Raw genomic sequence first — 16,234 nt, forward strand, 5'->3', positions numbered from 1 at the left:
ATGCGCGCCTGCGTTCCCGCCAGGTTTCCTTGATGCGCCCAACCCCCATGCGGTGAGTCCGTTATTCGTCAGTGGCTTTTCAGAGGCTGAAAATCATAAAAAAAGTTATATCCTTTATATTTCAGCCCGTAGTATCAGATCAGTAAGTGAATCAACCGAATCAGATTTTCGTTTAAACCACCGATTAACGGAACCGCTCAGCCATAAACACAACTGACAGCCCTTAACTGACCTGCATTGCGGCAGCAATAGTGGTTTTTCACTTTGTTTCGCGAACGGTAACTGTTTGCCAGAGGAACGGTTTGCCAGGAATAACAGGGGGCAGAGAGTAAGAATAGTGGGGATGTTTTATTTCTTTTTCTTATGAGTTGGCAGTTGTCCGGAACGCCGATCCTTGACGTAGGACACCAGGCTGTAAATGGCCACACCCAGCAAAACCACCGCGACGATAAAGAGCAGGATACCTGACATACATTAACCTAATAGTCTGTTTAACATGAAGAAAAAATACAGTGATGCAGGGATGATAACATCGGGAAATATCTGAAAGAGAACCCGACTTGTTAGACAAAAGTGGCAGACCAGTGAAATATTGAAATTATTTTTTACATCAATAATCATAAAGTGTAAAGCCGGATTGCTCATTAATTGAACAGTGATGAGCGCGGTGATGAATGTCGCACCGTGAATCCGGTCAGGCACGGCGCACCATCTGTTATGCCACGGGGCAGATTCAGCACCTCTGAACATAGTGGCAGGAATAGCCTAAAAAACCCCGGTTATGTTACTGATATTAGTCATTACGGTGGGGGAGGAGGACGCGGTCTTTCTTTCCTCACTTTGCGAGCTATTGCCAGGAAAAATGTCATAAATTTGTCACAATTAAGGCGATGATAATCACTGACTGAGGATTAAGGGATGAGAAAAAGTCTACTCGCCACCGCAGTGGCAGGCGTCGTTTTACTGTCGGCAGGTGCTCAGGCGCAGGAACAGGCCGCACCGGAAGGGTACCAGCTTCAGCAGGTGCTGATCATGAGCCGCCATAACCTGCGCGCGCCGCTGGCGAACAATGGCAGCGTGCTGGAGCAATCCACGCCGAAGCCGTGGCCGCAGTGGGATGTTCCCGGCGGGCAACTGACCACCAAGGGTGGGGTGCTTGAAGTTTATATGGGGCACTATATGCGTGAATGGCTGGCGCAGCAGGGGCTGGTGACCAGCGGTGAGTGTCCGCCGGAGAACGCGGTCTATGCTTACGCCAATAGCCTGCAACGAACCGTCGCCACGGCGCAGTTCTTCATTACCGGCGCCTTTCCCGGCTGCGGCGTGACGGTGCATCATCAGGAGAAAATGGGCACCATGGACCCAACTTTTAACCCGGTGATCACCGACGATTCCGCCGCATTCAAAGAAAAAGCCGTGCAGGCGATGGAGAAAGAGCGGCAGGGGATGCAGCTTGATGAAAGCTATAAATTACTGGAGACGATGACGGATTACCGTCATTCCCCTTCCTGCAAAGAGAAGCAGCAGTGCTCGCTAAGCGACGGGAAAGATACCTTCAGCGCCCAATACCAGAAGGAGCCGGGCGTATCCGGTCCGCTGAAGGTAGGCAATTCGCTGGTTGACGCTTTTACACTGCAATATTACGAAGGTTTCCCCAAAGATCAGGTGGCCTGGGGGGAAATCAAAAGCGATCAGCAGTGGCGAGTGCTCTCTAAGCTGAAAAATGGCTACCAGGATAGTCTGTTTACCTCTCCGCAAGTGGCGCGCAACGTCGCTAAACCGTTGGTGAAATATATTGATAACGCGCTGGTGGGCGATGCGGAAAGAGCGGCGAAAGTCACGCTGCTGGTGGGGCATGATTCCAATATCGCCTCGCTGCTGACGGCGCTGGATTTTAAAGCTTATCAGTTGCCTGAACAGTACGAACGTACGCCAATCGGCGGCAAGCTGGTGTTCCAGCGCTGGCACGATAAGCGCGGCAATCGTGATTTAATGAAGATTGAGTATGTTTATCAAAGCACTGAGCAACTGCGTAATGCCGAGGCGCTGACCCTGCAATCCCCGCCGCAGCGGGTGACGCTGGCGCTGAACGGTTGTCCGGTGGATGGTAACGGCTTCTGCCCGATGGAAACCTTTAAGAAGGCGATGGCCGAGGCGATAAAATAACCAGTGTTATAAAAAACCGGAGTCATCCGGTTTTTTATAACATCAACAAAATATGGCCGCGCCGTAATGGCGGTGCGGCCATGCACACATGATACCCCGGTAAGCCGTCGCGCTACCGGGGAGACAACCAGGTAAATCATGCCGAACGCGTCAGACGTTTTTACGCTCGATGGTCTGTTCGCCCCAGAACAGAGACGCTTTGTCGGTTTTGGCGAACGCGAGAGGCAAAACGTCATCGCTGCCTTCTTCCCAGATTTGCTCCGCTATTTTTTCATCGTAATTGGCTAATTCAAAAATCGCCTCGGCAATTTCGGGAGAGGTATTGCGTAAACGTGCCCATTCGCCCACGTGGTGGGATTTTGCTTCTTGATTCGGCATGCTTTCCTCCTGCTGAAGATTAACCGTGAAGTTTAACCGCCAGGCTTGCGACATGTTGACCTTGATAGCGAGCAATCGCCAGCTCTTCCTCGCTCGGTTGACGTGAACCGTCTCCCCCGGCGATAGTGGTGGCGCCGTAAGGCGTCCCGCCGCGAACCTGTGATATATCGAACAGTTCCTGAGCGCCGTAACCAATTGGCACAATGATCATCCCGTGATGGGCAAGGGTGGTCCAGGTGGAGGTGATCGTCTGCTCCTGGCCGCCGCCGGTGCCCGTTGAACTGAATACGCTGGCCAGTTTGCCGTACAGCGCACCGGACGCCCACAGGCCGCCAGTTTGATCGAGAAACGTGCGCATTTGTCCGGACATATTGCCGAAACGGGTTGGGGTGCCGAAGATGATGGCATCATATTCTGCCAGTTCCTGCGGTGTGGCAACGGCAGCGTTTTGTGTTTTTCCTCCTGCTTTGGCAAACGCCTCCGCCTGCATGGTTTCCGGTACGCGCTTCACGACCACGTCAACGCCATCGACTTTGTTTGCCCCTTCGGCGACAGCATGCGCCATGGTCTCGATGTGTCCGTACATTGAATAATAAAGCACCAGAATTTTAGCCATTTGCATCACTCCTCGGTTACGTTATGGACCAGTTAATTTACTGGCTACTTTTAAAGATAAGATCTCTGGTGAGGAGTGCAAATGCATCAATCATTTATTTGATTTATAACAAAATTGGAATTATTGATTTTGTCGCAAAATGATACATTTTCTGCTTTGCTCTTTTCGTAACCATAAGAAGCGGTTAGCGGATAACCCGGTGGACAATAAAGATTGTGTTGGCAAAGTTATTTCAGAATGTGACTCTGTTCCGTCAGCATGACGCGCATTCGCTAACCTTAAAGGCACGTGATACGAAAAGGGCGGTGCTCTGTATTACGGAGACGAAAGTCTTGAGATTCACCTCATGCAATATGATGTCCATACCCGTCATATGCCAGGTTGTCTGGTATTGGCTGCGTTGATGCCGTTCATCTCCGGGCCTTGCGCTCAGGGGATACCGCATCAGCGAGTGACGCGGCCATTTCGGGGCTAACGCGTCCCCGGCGTTTTTATCCTGCAACCTGAATGCGTCAGGGTAGATAACCTAAGTGGAGGTCAGTAATGGCAAACCATCGTGGCGGTGCCGGCAACTTTGCCGAAGACCGTGAAAGAGCATCAGAAGCAGGTCGTAAAGGTGGTCAGCATAGCGGGGGGAATTTCAAAAATGATCCCCAGCGCGCATCAGAAGCTGGCAAAAAAGGAGGGAAAAATAGTCACGGTAGCCGCAATAGCTAGTGCGTTGACCGGATTGTTTGCTGATGGGGGAGATCCCGAACACGAACTCATCACCCTCGCCGCCGACGTTTCGTCGGCGGCGTCCATTTCGTCGATCGTCTGGCCCCGGTACATGCTGTGCTGTCGGGGAAGGATGATAGTCACAGGGGAATAGCCCAGGTGCGATGGTAACGGCGGCACCGCGTGTGTCACTGTCTGCGAGAAAATCGAAACACCATATGCAGCCTTACGCTGTTAGCCTGGCGTTAAGGTTAACAGGCTGGCCGCATCAGCGTATGGTAGCCTCGGTCGAACCACATTAATCCGCGCGGCTCAGGGTGGCGAACAATTGCTGCCACCTCGCAAAACAGAATGTCGTGAGTGCCGACGCTGACAACCTGGCTAATACAGCAATCGAAGCTGACCAGCGCGTCTTGCAGACGCGGGCAGCCGGTCACGCCGGTTTGCCAGTCGGCGGCGGCGAAGCGCTCCGTCATCGGTGTTTTGCCGCCAAATATATTCGATAATCCCTCCTGTCCGGCGGCCAGCGTATTGATGCACAGTGTCTTGTGCTGGCTGAATACCGGCCAGACTGAGGCCGAGCGGTTCAGGCACACCAGCAGCGTGGGTGGCGTATCGGTCACGCTACAGACGGCGCTGGCGGTAAATCCCGCGCGTCCGGCGGGACCATCCGTGGTGATAATATTGACCGCCGCCCCGACATGCGCCATGGCATCGCGAAAGCTTTGTTTATCGGCAAGGGACATTCCGGCTCCTTATGCTAACTGGCAGGCATCATCGAAGGGCAAACGTGGCAGGCGATCATACAGTTTGCTGCTATCGCCGTAGCCGATATTAATCAGCAGATTACTCTTCCAGCGGCCATCGGCAAAAAACGCTGCATCCACTTTTTCCCGGTCAAAACCCGACATCGGCCCGGTATCAAGGCCAAGCGCCCGGCAGGCGAAAATCAGATATGCCGCCTGCAATGTGCTGTTGCGAAACGCGGTCTCCTCCGCCAGTTGCGGGCTGGAGGTAAACCAGCTGCGGGCGTCGCCGTGGGGAAACAGTTCCGGCAGCCGATCGTAGAAGGCGCTGTCCCAGGCTACGATCGCGGTGACCGGGGCGTTCATGGTTTTCTCTACATTGCCGCTCGACAGGGTCGGGCGTAGTTTTTCTTTCCCTTCCGGCGTGCGGACGAAAACAATGCGTGCCGGAGAGCAGTTGGCCGAGGTTGGCCCCATTTTCATCAGGTCGTAGATTTCATGTAACTTGTCGTCAGTGACCGCTTTATCCAGCCAGCCATTGTGGGTCCTGGCATCGGTAAACAGGGTAGCACAGGCCGCCCGGCTAATGGCTTCGCTCATAGATTCTCCTTCGCGGCAGGCAGTATGGTGGCCAGCCCGTCACATAAAATGGGGTTAAAGGCGGCAGTATCGGTGACGTTGCAGGCGTGGCCGCCCCAGGCCATTTCCACCCGCTGGCTGCCGGGGATGGCCTCTTGCAGCACGCGGGAACAGGAGGCCGGCACCAGCAGGTCGTCAGCTGCGCTGATAATGAATGTCGGGCAGGTTATTTCCGCCGCCCGGCGTGAAAAGTCGGCTTGCTTCAGGGCATTAAGCCGCTTCAACAGATTATCTTTACCCTGGAAATGGCTGATGGCGAGCGCATCTTCGGCCTCCAGACGCGGCTGGCGAGAAGCCATCCACTCTGCCGGATAGAGAAACAGCGGCTGCGCTTCTACCCAGGCCTGAACGCCCCCGGCGTGCAGCAATCGTTCGCGTACCTGGAAACAGCGGCGGGTATGCGGGGAGAGTTTCAGCCAGCCGTTAACCAGCACCAGAGCGCTTATCGCTTCGGGATAATCAAGCGCCAGTTGCAGACCAATCAACGCGCCCAGCGCATGACCGACCAGCACGAAGCGCATAATTCCCGCTCCCTGCAGCGCGGCGTAAAGCTCCTCCGCCATGGTTGCCATGCTGTAGTCCGCCGGTAGCGGACCGCCGTTTTCTCCGGTGCCGTTATGGTCATAGCTCACCAGTTGGTACTGTGCTTCCAGCGCCGTTCGCTGCGGCAACCAGTAACCGCCCGCGCCGCCGAGCCCGGCGCTCAGCACCACTACCGGCGCGTTCGGATAAGGTGCCGGGGAAATATTCAGCTTGATCATGAGGGTTTCCCGATATGTGCTACAGTCGCGATTTCCACCAGTGCATCTGGCTTCACCAGTCCGCACTGAATGCAGAAGCGTGCCGGTTTGTCGCCGGGGAAAAATTCGGCGTAGACCTCGTTAATCGCGGCGTAGTTTTTCCAGTCGGTGATAAAGATGCTGTTGAAGGTCACATCCTCCATACTGCCTCCCGCCGTCTCGATAACGCTCCTGATGGTTTCCAGTACGTGGCGGGTTTGCGCCTTTGGGTCGCCGATATAGACCACGTTGTTTTGTTTATCAAACGGCAGCGTGCCGGAAACATAAACCACACCGTCGGCCAGCGTACCGGGGACAAATGGTGCAATAGGCGTGGTGGTGCCTGGCGGAATAATCACGTGTTTAGGCATAACGTTTCTCCTCGGGGAATGAGAGTGGTGCGGCGGGGTCAAGGGCCGCACAGAAGCGGGCGACATCGCTGACCCAGCCAAAGAAGGTTTCAATATTGAACAGCGCCGCCTGTTGAGCGAATGCCGGACCGGCCTGGTGAGTTGCGTCTTCCAGAACGATGCCGAAATATTCGAGGAAGAAACCATCTCGCAGGGTGGATTCCACGCAGACGTTGGTGGCGATGCCGGTAAAGACCAGATGGCGAATGCCGCGGCTGCGCAGGATGCTGTCGAGCGCGGTATTGAAGAAGCCGCTGTAGCGCGGTTTCGGCAGCACAATATCGCCGGGCTGCGGCATAAGCTGATCAACCAGTTGATAATCCCAGCCACCTTTCGCCAGCAGCTTGCCCTGGAGTTCCGGGTTCTGACGCATGGTTTTCAGCGCGTTGGATTTATGAAAATTTGGCGAGCCCGGACCGCCCGCTTCAACATACTGGTCGTCCCAGCCGTTCTGGAACCAGATAATCAGCATTCCGGCGGCACGGGCGGCGGCCACGGCGGTGTTGATATTGTCGATGACCGGCTGGGTGGCGGACACATCAAACCCGGCGAGATCGAGATAGCCGCCTTTGCTGGCGTAGGCGTTCTGCATATCCACCACGATCAGCGCGCTTTGCTGCGGCGCAAAGGTCAGGGATTCCGGGCGAGCAGGCAGGGTAATCATCAGGCAACCTCCTGAGTCATTGTGGTAACAGGGGCGCGGCAGCGCATCAGCGGCTGAATGCGCTGACCAAAGGCTTCGATGCCGATAAGGAAATCATCAAACGTCAGCAGCACGCCGTCTGTGCCGGGGACGGTCGCGACTTCGTCAAGCATGCGGGCAACATTGGCATAGGAGCCGACAAGGGTGCCCATATTGATATTGACAGCGGAAGTGGGGTCAGCCATCTGGCGTACGTTGGTATCGCTGCCGGAGCGGGTGTCTTTCTGACTCTGCTCGGTCAGCCATGCCAGAGCCTCTTCATCCGCGCCTGCTTTATAGTGTTCCCATTTGGCGCGGGCCGCTTCATCGGTCTCGTCGGCAATTACCATAAACAGCACGTAGGAGCCGACATCGCGACCCGTTTCCTCCGCCGCTTTCATCATGCGGGCGGCGGTGGGGGCAAAGGCGGTGGGCGTATTGACCCCCTTGCCGAAGCAGAAGTTGTAGTCAGCGTATTTCGCGGAGAACGCCATGCCCGCATCGCTTTGCCCGGCGCAGATCACCTTCATCGGCTGCGACGGCTGGGGACTCACGCGGCAGTCGTTCATGGTGAAGTAGTCGCCTTTAAAGTCGCTGTGCCCGGTCCCCCACAGGTCGCGCAGGACCTGGACATACTCAGTGAGATAGTCATAGCGGTTGGCGAAGTAATCATCGCCCGGCCACATGCCCATCTGTTCATATTCCGGTTTTTGCCAGCCGGTCACCAGATTGACGCCAAAGCGACCGCCGGAGATGGAATCAATAGTGGACGCCATGCGGGCGACGATCGCCGGCGGCAACGTCAGCGTGGCGGCGGTGGCGTAAATCTGGATACGCGAGGTCACCGCCGCCAGCCCGGCCATCAGGGTGAAGGATTCAAGGTTATGATCCCAGAATTCGGTTTTACCGCCGAAGCCGCGCAGTTTGATCATCGAGAGCGCGAAATCAAAGTTGTAATGTTCGGCTTTTTGCACGATGGCCTTATTGAGCTCGAACGTTGGCATGTACTGGGGAGCATGGGTGGAAATCAGCCAGCCGTTATTACCGATCGGAACGAAGACACCAATTTTCATACCTACCTCTCTGCATGTCGTTGAACAAGAAGGCGCGCGGCGTTGCATCCTGCAGCTTCCTCGGTCACCCCGCGTTATAGATAAAGCAAAGACGATGCCAGTTTTTGAAAGGTTAATGTTATTAATGTGTTGCAATATAGTTGCTTAAAATGGCAGCAATAAAAGTGGACTGAATGGTCAAAAATAGTGCACGAAAAAAACGCAGTCGTGCGCAATGGGAGTGCAGAGAGTCGTGTCGGCGCCGGGCTTTTGTTATGCTGATGGTCTGAAAAGAAGGAGATGAGCTATGGCACAGGGCGCCGTGAAAAAGAGCGGTAAACGTTCACAGGCGGTGAGCGCGAAAAAAGCGGCTATTCTGGCTGCGGCGCTGGACGCGTTCTCGCAGTTTGGTATCCACGGTACGCGCCTTGAACAGGTGGCTGAGCTGGCCGGGGTATCGAAAACCAATATGCTCTATTACTACCCGTCAAAAGAGGCGCTGTATATCGCCGTGCTGCAGCAGATTCTGGCTATCTGGCTAATGCCGCTGAAAGCTTTTCGCGAAGATATCAGTCCGCTGGTCGCTATCGGTGAATATATTCGCCTTAAGCTGGAGGTATCCCGCGACCACCCTGAGGCGTCGAGGCTGTTTTGTCTTGAAATGCTTCAGGGCGCGCCGTTGCTGATGGCAGAACTTACCGGCGATTTGAAAGCGCTGGTGGATGAGAAGTCGGCGATTATTTCCCGCTGGGTTGAGAGCGGTAAACTTGCTCCTGTTGATCCTCAGCATTTGATCTTTATGATTTGGGCAACAACTCAACATTATGCTGACTTCGCCACCCAGGTTGAGGCGATAACCGGCGCGACGCTTCGCGATGAGGCGTTTTTTCAGCAGACCGTTGACAACGTGCAGCGGATGATTCTCGACGGTATTCGCGTGCGTTAATTGACGGGCGGCGCTGTGCGACAGATGCGCCGCGCCGCCTACGGGAAACAACCTTAGCCAATGGTCATCAGACTGGCGTTGCCGCCTGCGGCGGCGGTATTGACGCTGAGTGAACGTTCAATATAGAGGCGTTCCAGCAGCAGATTGCTGTCACCACGGGCGAACCCCTGCACCGAAATAATGGCTCCCTCGCGCGCCGCGACCTGCTCGCACAGCTCACGCAACTGATCGGAGTCGCCGTGATAAATAACCGCATCGAAAGGCTGGGCCGTCAGGGTTTCCGCTTTTGCAAAGTGGATCCGTTCGCTGACGTCAGGCGGCAGTTTTTTCGCCAGCTCGCGCTGCAGAGGCGCGTCAGGCCACAGTACTTCACAACCGACTGCGGTTACGCCCGCTAACTGAGTTAACGCATCCTGCTCATTATCGGCCACGCACAGCACGCGATTGCGCGGCATAAAGGTCAGGGTGTTGCGTTCGCCGGTGGGGCCTGGCAGCAGGCGCTGAGTCCCGGCCTGCGCCTGTTCGGCGAACTGCTGGCACAGAGACTGCAATTCCGGGCGATCCGCCGCCCACTGCTGTAGCGCGAGCAAGGGTTTTTCCAGCAGCGTTTTCAACTGCGCATCCAGCGGGTACTCCGCATCCTGGCGGGCGAGGGTGATCCCGACGGCGTTTTGCGGACGGCAGGCGAGCAGGCGGTAGAGATACAGCGGGCCGCCGGCTTTCGGACCGGTGCCCGATAGCCCTTCGCCGCCAAATGGCTGTACGCCGACCACGGCGCCGACCATATTGCGGTTGACATACAGGTTGCCGACATGGGCGCTACCGGTGACCTGGGCGATCGTTTCGTCAATGCGGGTATGCACGCCCAGGGTCAGGCCGTAGCCGGAGGCGTTAATCTGCTCAAGCAACTGATCCAGTTCGTTGCGGTGATAACGCACCACGTGCAGGACCGGGCCGAAGACCTCTTTTTTCAGCTCATCGACGCTGTCGAGTTCAATCAGCGTTGGCGGCACAAAAGTGCCGGTGTCCCACTCGCGGGAATCCTCGCTGTTTTCACGCACCGCCTGGAAGACGGTTCGTCCTTTGCCCCGCAGCGCCTGGATATGACGCTCAATGTTCTCTTTGGCTTCTGCATCAATCACCGGCCCGATATCGGTCGTCAGGCGGCCGGGATTGCCCATCCGGCACTCGGCCATCGCGCCGCGCAGCATGGTCAGCGTATGGTCGGCAATCTCCTCCTGCAGACAGAGCACCCGCAAAGCGGAGCAGCGCTGACCGGCGCTGTCGAACGCCGAGGCAAGTACATCGATCACCACCTGCTCGGTTAAGGCGGAAGAGTCAACGATCATCGCGTTCATCCCGCCGGTTTCGGCAATCAGCGGAGTTGGCCGACCCTGCGTATCAAGGCGGCTGGCGATATTGCGTTGCAGCAGGGTGGCGACGTCGGTTGAGCCGGTAAACATGACGCCGCGCACCCGTTCATCGGCAGTCAACGCGGCGCCGACGGTCTCCCCGCGGCCCGGCAATAGCTGAATAACGCCCGGTGGTACGCCAGCCTCCAGCAGGATCGCCACGCCCCGGGCAGCGATAAGCGGCGTCTGTTCGGCGGGTTTCGCCAGCACGGTATTGCCTGCCGCCAGCGCGGCGGCAATCTGTCCGGTAAATATCGCCAGCGGGAAGTTCCACGGGCTGATACACACCACCGGCCCCAGCGGGCGATGGGTTTCGTTATCAAAATCGTCGCGGACCTGACCCGCATAATAGTGGAGGAAATCTACCGCTTCGCGTACTTCAGCAATGGCGTTGCTGAAAGTCTTGCCGGCTTCCCGCACCAGGATACCCATCAGGGTCGGCATCTGGCCTTCCATCAATACCGCTGCGCGTTCGAGGATCGCCGCGCGCTCCTGCGGTGGGGTGGCGAACCAGATTGGCGCAAGGTTGACCGCGCTGGTCAGCGCCTGCTGAACTTCAGCGTCGCTGGTTTCTCGCGCGTAACCGACGATATCTTTTGGTTCCGCCGGGTTAATCACCGCCTGCATCTCACCTTCAGCAACCGACTGCTCCAGCATCGGCAGCGCCTGCCATTTATGTAATGCGCTATTTAATAAAGAGGAGGAGAGGGAGGCCAGTCGATGTTCATTGGTCAGATCCAGACCGGCCGAGTTGCTGCGCCCTTTGCCGTAAAGATCGCGCGGCAGGGGGATTTTCGGATGCGGCAGGCCAGGCTGACCTTCCTGCTGGGCCAGCTTTTCCACGGCGGCAACCGGATCGGCAACCAGTTCATCCAGCGGCAGCGTGCTGTCCGCAATACGGTTAACAAAAGAGGTGTTAGCGCCGTTCTCCAGCAGACGGCGCACCAGATACGCCAGCAGCGTCTCATGAGTGCCGACCGGGGCGTAAATACGGCACGGTCGGTTGAGTTTACCATCAGCGACCTTACCGGTGACCTGCTCATACAGCGGTTCGCCCATGCCATGCAGGCACTGGAATTCGTATTGTCCCGGATAGTAGTTCTGTCCGGCCAGGTGATAAATCGCCGCCAGGGTATGGGCGTTATGAGTGGCGAACTGCGGATAGATCAGGTTCGGCGCCGCCAGCAGCTTTTTCGCGCAGGCCAGATAAGAGACGTCGGTGTAGACCTTGCGGGTATAGACCGGATAGCCTTCGAGACCGTCCATCTGCGCGCGTTTGATTTCGCTGTCCCAGTAGGCGCCTTTCACCAGGCGGATCATCAGGCGACGATGGCAACGGGTTGCAAGGTCGATCAGGTAGTCAATGACGAACGGGCAGCGTTTCTGGTAGGCCTGAATAACAAAACCAATGCCATTCCATCCCGCCAGTTCCGGTTCAAAACAGAGTTTTTCCAGCAGGTCGAGTGAGATCTCCAGACGATCGGCCTCCTCGGCGTCGATATTGATGCCGATATCGTACTGGCGCGCCAGCAGGGTCAGGGACTTCAGCCGGGGGTAAAGCTCCTCCATCGCGCGGTCGTACTGGGCGCGGCTGTAGCGGGGGTGCAGTGCGGAGAGTTTGATTGAAATGCCCGGTCCTTCATAAATGCCGCGCCCGTTTGAGGCTTTGCCGATGGCATGGATCGCCTGCTGGTAGGAGACCATATAGGCCTGCGCGTCGGCGGCGGTCAGCGCCGCTTCGCCCAGCATATCGTAGGAGTAACGGAAGCCTTTATCTTCCAGCTTACGGGCGTTAGCCAGCGCTTCAGCGATAGTTTCCCCGGTGACGAACTGCTCGCCCATCAGGCGCATGGCCATATCGACGCCTTTGCGGATCAAAGGTTCGCCGCTCTTACCGATAATGCGGTTCAGCGAGCGCGACAGGCTGGTTTCATTATGGGTGGAAACCAGTCTGCCGGTAAACAGCAGTCCCCAGGTGGCGGCGTTGACGAACAACGAGGGGCTACGGCCAATATGCGACTGCCAGTTGCCGTTGCTGATTTTGTCGCGGATCAGCGCATCGCGGGTGGCTTTATCGGGAATACGCAGCAGAGCCTCTGCCAGGCACATTAGCGCGACGCCCTCCTGTGAGGAGAGTGAAAATTCCTGTAACAGACTCTGCACCATCCCGGCGCGGCCGCTGGCGGTTTTTTGATTACGTAGTTTTTCTGCCAGTTGATAAGCGAGCTTATGTGTCTGTTCGCTCAGATTCTGCGGCAGACGGGCCTGCTCCAGCAGCATCGGTACGGCATCGGTTTCGGCCCGCCGCCAGGCGGCGGTAATCGCGGCGCGAGAGACGGATTGCGGCAGGATCTGCTCGGCGAATTCAAGGAACGGCTGATAAGGCTCATCGCCTGGCGTACCGGCTTCTTCACCTTCATTAACCTCACCGGAAAACCTTCCCGAAAGTTCCGGCAACGCCTGGTCGCTTTCCAGCTTTTCCAGATAGTTGAAGATGGCCTGTTTAATCAACCAGTGTGGCGTGCGGTCAATACGGCTTGCCGCGGATTTAATACGTTCGCGCGTCGCTTCGTCCAGTTTTACACCCATGGTGGTGGTGCCCATATCAGGAACTCCTGCAATAGATTATCAGTGTCGTTATGCGGTTGCGTAGAAATATCCACCATGTTGCAACTTTGTGCAACCTTGTTAATTGAGAATTGTGTTGCGGGCAGAAAAATGCCTCATTTGTTAAAAAATATAATGAAAATTACGCAGATTTATCCCTTATGGATAAGGTTTTTGTCTGCGTGACTTAACACTTTTTCATGGTGCAACCGATAAAAACGTGAGAGAGTGCAACCTATAACAAAATGGAGTTTGGCCCCGGAGGCATTTCGTGTAAATGCTGTGTTAAATCGTTTGTGAAAAAACAAAGCTTCCGTCAGGATACGGTCGCCCAATACAACCAATATGCCATTACCCCGTTCCGGTAATGGAAAAACGACAAATTTGGACGCTGTCGACAAAAATTCTGGAGATTTTTACATGGCTATTAGCACACCCATGTTAGTGACTTTTATTGTTTATATTTTTGGTATGGTTCTTATCGGTTTTATTGCCTGGCGTTCCACCAGAAATTTCGATGATTATATTCTCGGTGGCCGTAGTCTCGGCCCATTTGTCACGGCGCTCTCCGCCGGGGCTTCCGATATGAGCGGTTGGCTGCTGATGGGGCTGCCAGGCGCGATATTTATTTCCGGTATTTCCGAAAGCTGGATCGCCATTGGTCTGACGCTGGGCGCGTGGATCAACTGGAAACTGGTGGCAGGGCGTTTACGCGTGCATACCGAGGTTAATAATAACGCCCTGACGCTGCCGGATTATTTCACCGGCCGTTTTGAAGATACCAGTCGTGTGCTGCGAATTATTTCGGCGCTGGTGATTTTGCTGTTTTTCACCATTTATTGTGCTTCCGGCATTGTGGCCGGTGCCCGGTTGTTTGAAAGTACCTTCGGGATGAGCTACGAAACCGCGCTGTGGGCGGGGGCGGCGGCAACCATTGTGTATACTTTCGTCGGGGGATTCCTTGCGGTGAGCTGGACCGATACCGTCCAGGCCAGCCTGATGATATTCGCTCTGCTGCTGACGCCGATAATGGTGATCATTTCCGTCGGCAGTTTTGGTGATTCGCTGGAAGTGATTAAGCAAAAGAGCATTGAGAATATTGATATGCTCAAGGGGCTGAACGTTGTGGCGATTATCTCTTTGATGGGCTGGGGGCTAGGCTATTTTGGTCAGCCGCATATCCTGGCGCGTTTTATGGCGGCGGACTCCCACCACAGTATTGTACACGCGCGTCGTATCAGCATGACCTGGATGATTCTCTGCCTGGCGGGGGCTGTTGCCGTCGGTTTCTTTGGTATCGCTTATTTCACCACTCATCCGGGAGTGGCCGGCGCAGTGAATCAGAATGCTGAACGCGTCTTTATTGAACTGGCGCAAATTTTATTCAACCCGTGGATTGCGGGGATCCTGTTATCGGCGATTCTGGCGGCGGTGATGTCGACGCTGAGCTGCCAGCTGCTGGTGTGCTCCAGCGCGATTACCGAAGATTTGTATAAAGCGTTTCTGCGTAAAAATGCCGGTCAGCAAGAGCTGGTATGGGTGGGGCGCTTTATGGTGTTGCTGGTTGCGCTGGTGTCTATCGCCCTGGCTGCAAACCCGGAGAATCGGGTACTGGGTCTGGTGAGCTATGCCTGGGCTGGCTTCGGCGCGGCGTTTGGCCCGGTGGTGCTGTTCTCAGTGATGTGGTCGCGTATGACGCGTAATGGCGCGCTGGCCGGGATGATTATCGGCGCGTTGACCGTGATCGTCTGGAAACAATTCGGCTGGCTGGGTTTGTATGAAATCATTCCGGGTTTCATTTTCGGCAGTCTGGGCATTGTGGTCTTTAGTCTGCTGGGGAGCGCCCCCTCCGCTGAGATGCAAAGACGCTTTGCCGAAGCGGACGCGCATTATCACTCCGCGCCGCCGCAATCCGCGACCGCAGAATAATCCTCAGTACTGACCTGCGCCCGCGTTATGCGCAATGCGGGTCAGTTAAGGGGTGTCAGTTGTGTTTATGGCTGGCTGAGCGGTTCTGTTAATCGGTGGTTATGGCGAAAATGGCATTTTTCGTTTTCGCCCATTCAGATTCCGTGGTCTGTTCCGTTCACGATAAATTCGCGGATATTCGTTATATCCACAGCGTGTGAACGGGCAGGGGGACGTTTCGCCCGTCCCCCTGCACCCCCGGCATTGCGCTGAAAACCTGCCGCTGCGCGGTCCGCTCCACTCCGGCTTCATCTGGCGGACCGGGCGGGACTCGACGTCCCTGTCTCGACCCGCCCTCTGGCCGCCGTCCTGGCGGCCAGTCCTGGATGCGCGCCTGCGTTCCCGCCAGGTTTCCTTGATGCGCCCAACCCCCATGCGGTGAGTCCGTTATTCGTCAGTGGCTTTTCAGAGGCTGAAAATTATAAAAAGGTTATATCCTTTATATTTCAGCCCGTATCAGCTCAGTAAGCGAATCAACTGAATCAGATTTTCGTTTAAACCACCGATAATGCGATTGCCACAGGCAAATAAAACAAAAGACAACACCGATGATTTGCTTAAGTGAACGGCATTGCGCGTTATGCGGGCTTTGTTTTATCTCAGCCTCTTGCTAATTCTTTGAAAATACGCTGATATCTCAGCTCGAATAACAATAGAGGATAGCAAAATGAATTTCAGACAAGGTGCGATGGCACTGGTTTTGGCAGGGATTTTAAGCGGCTGCGTGGCACCTGCCGCGAAAACCTCGTCGATAGCGGATACCAGCGCTTGCCCGGCGGAGAACAGCATGATTCAGACGACGCTTTATTTCGGTTTAAGCCGTCCGGCAGGAAAAGATATCACCGCTCAGGAGTGGCAGCAGTTCGTTGATCGCGACGTGACGCCGCGTTTTCGCGATGGTCTGACGGTATTTGATGCCCGCGGTCAGTGGCTGGGCCATGACGGCGCCGTTGCGCGCGAGCAGAGCAGGGCGCTGATGTTGATTCATGGCAAAGAGGATAAGAGTGAGGAGGGGATTGAGGCGTTACGCACGATCTATAAATCACGCTTTGCGCAGGAGTCAGTGATGCGTGTCGATCAACCGGTCTGCGTTCACTTTTAGGGGGACGCCTTTGT

16 protein-coding genes are annotated in these 16,234 nt (G+C 55.7%); 6 read left to right on the forward strand and 10 right to left on the reverse strand.

The features are described 5' to 3' along the window. Positions 1-217: hypothetical protein (locus tag ABK821_RS17145; protein ID WP_395034001.1), on the forward strand; the 217-nt coding region annotated here is incomplete at its 5' end. A 131-nt stretch (positions 218-348) separates the two neighbouring features. On the opposite strand, the gene ABK821_RS17150 is transcribed toward ABK821_RS17145, so the two are convergent. Then, positions 349-471: a small membrane protein gene (locus ABK821_RS17150; RefSeq protein WP_138362586.1), complete on the reverse strand. Its 123-nt coding sequence runs from the start codon at positions 469-471 to the stop codon at positions 349-351. Between the two features lie 447 nt (positions 472-918). Between ABK821_RS17150 and agp the strand changes: the two genes are divergently transcribed. After that, positions 919-2,166 carry a bifunctional glucose-1-phosphatase/inositol phosphatase gene (agp, locus tag ABK821_RS17155; protein ID WP_138362585.1) on the forward strand — a complete coding sequence of 416 codons (1,248 nt, stop codon included), beginning with the start codon at positions 919-921 and terminating at the stop codon, positions 2,164-2,166. A gap of 150 nt (positions 2,167-2,316) precedes the next feature. Here the strand turns inward: agp and ABK821_RS17160 are convergent, their stop codons facing one another. Next, a complete protein-coding gene (locus ABK821_RS17160; RefSeq protein WP_138362584.1) occupies positions 2,317-2,544 on the reverse strand; it encodes a YccJ family protein in 228 nt (75 codons plus the stop codon). A 19-nt stretch (positions 2,545-2,563) separates the two neighbouring features. Further along, positions 2,564-3,160 (reverse strand): NAD(P)H:quinone oxidoreductase, encoded by a 597-nt coding sequence (wrbA, locus tag ABK821_RS17165; RefSeq protein ID WP_138362583.1) that lies wholly within the window; start codon positions 3,158-3,160, stop codon positions 2,564-2,566. Between the two features lie 543 nt (positions 3,161-3,703). On the opposite strand from wrbA, the gene ABK821_RS17170 reads away from it, so the two are divergent. Further along, on the forward strand, positions 3,704-3,877 hold the full coding sequence (locus ABK821_RS17170) for a general stress protein (RefSeq protein WP_138362582.1): 174 nt from the start codon (positions 3,704-3,706) through the stop codon (positions 3,875-3,877). 251 nt (positions 3,878-4,128) lie between these two features. Here ABK821_RS17170 and rutF read toward each other — a convergent pair whose 3' ends face one another. The 6 genes from rutF to rutA are packed head-to-tail and all read right to left on the reverse strand — an operon-like array spanning position 4,129 to position 8,206. Further along, entirely contained in the window at positions 4,129-4,623 is a 495-nt protein-coding gene (rutF, locus tag ABK821_RS17175) for an NADH-dependent FMN reductase RutF (RefSeq protein ID WP_138362581.1), read from the reverse strand. 9 nt (positions 4,624-4,632) lie between these two features. Then, on the reverse strand, positions 4,633-5,223 hold the full coding sequence (locus ABK821_RS17180; protein ID WP_138362580.1) for a malonic semialdehyde reductase: 591 nt from the start codon (positions 5,221-5,223) through the stop codon (positions 4,633-4,635). After that, complete coding sequence (gene rutD / locus ABK821_RS17185) at positions 5,220-6,023, reverse strand: pyrimidine utilization protein D (protein ID WP_138362579.1); 804 nt, start codon at positions 6,021-6,023, stop codon at positions 5,220-5,222. The genes ABK821_RS17180 and rutD overlap by 4 nt, the downstream gene beginning before the upstream one ends. Continuing rightward, positions 6,020-6,412, reverse strand: coding sequence for a pyrimidine utilization protein C (gene rutC, locus ABK821_RS17190; RefSeq protein WP_138362578.1), 393 nt, complete (start codon positions 6,410-6,412; stop codon positions 6,020-6,022). Before rutC ends, rutD begins: the two co-directional genes overlap by 4 nt. After that, on the reverse strand, positions 6,405-7,115 hold the full coding sequence (gene rutB / locus ABK821_RS17195; protein WP_138362577.1) for a pyrimidine utilization protein B: 711 nt from the start codon (positions 7,113-7,115) through the stop codon (positions 6,405-6,407). Before rutB ends, rutC begins: the two co-directional genes overlap by 8 nt. After that, positions 7,115-8,206 carry a pyrimidine utilization protein A gene (gene rutA / locus ABK821_RS17200; RefSeq protein ID WP_138362576.1) on the reverse strand — a complete coding sequence of 364 codons (1,092 nt, stop codon included), beginning with the start codon at positions 8,204-8,206 and terminating at the stop codon, positions 7,115-7,117. The genes rutB and rutA overlap by 1 nt, the downstream gene beginning before the upstream one ends. Before the next feature lie 286 nt (positions 8,207-8,492). Here rutA and rutR point away from each other — a divergent pair, with 286 nt between their 5' ends. Continuing rightward, positions 8,493-9,131 (forward strand): HTH-type transcriptional regulator RutR, encoded by a 639-nt coding sequence (gene rutR / locus ABK821_RS17205; RefSeq protein WP_138362575.1) that lies wholly within the window; start codon positions 8,493-8,495, stop codon positions 9,129-9,131. Positions 9,132-9,184: 53 nt separating this feature from the next. Here rutR and putA read toward each other — a convergent pair whose 3' ends face one another. Beyond that, positions 9,185-13,147 (reverse strand): trifunctional transcriptional regulator/proline dehydrogenase/L-glutamate gamma-semialdehyde dehydrogenase, encoded by a 3,963-nt coding sequence (gene putA / locus ABK821_RS17210; RefSeq protein WP_343179151.1) that lies wholly within the window; start codon positions 13,145-13,147, stop codon positions 9,185-9,187. Between the two features lie 423 nt (positions 13,148-13,570). On the opposite strand from putA, the gene putP reads away from it, so the two are divergent. Beyond that, positions 13,571-15,079 carry a sodium/proline symporter PutP gene (putP, locus tag ABK821_RS17215; RefSeq protein WP_343179152.1) on the forward strand — a complete coding sequence of 503 codons (1,509 nt, stop codon included), beginning with the start codon at positions 13,571-13,573 and terminating at the stop codon, positions 15,077-15,079. A 706-nt stretch (positions 15,080-15,785) separates the two neighbouring features. Further along, entirely contained in the window at positions 15,786-16,220 is a 435-nt protein-coding gene (locus ABK821_RS17220; RefSeq protein WP_138363208.1) for a DUF3574 domain-containing protein, read from the forward strand. The last annotated feature ends 14 nt before the right edge of the window (positions 16,221-16,234 follow it).

Origin of the sequence: Klebsiella sp. KE9456 (assembly GCF_043832615.1) — a bacterium.
In the GTDB taxonomy this organism is placed as follows: domain Bacteria; phylum Pseudomonadota; class Gammaproteobacteria; order Enterobacterales; family Enterobacteriaceae; genus Klebsiella; species Klebsiella indica.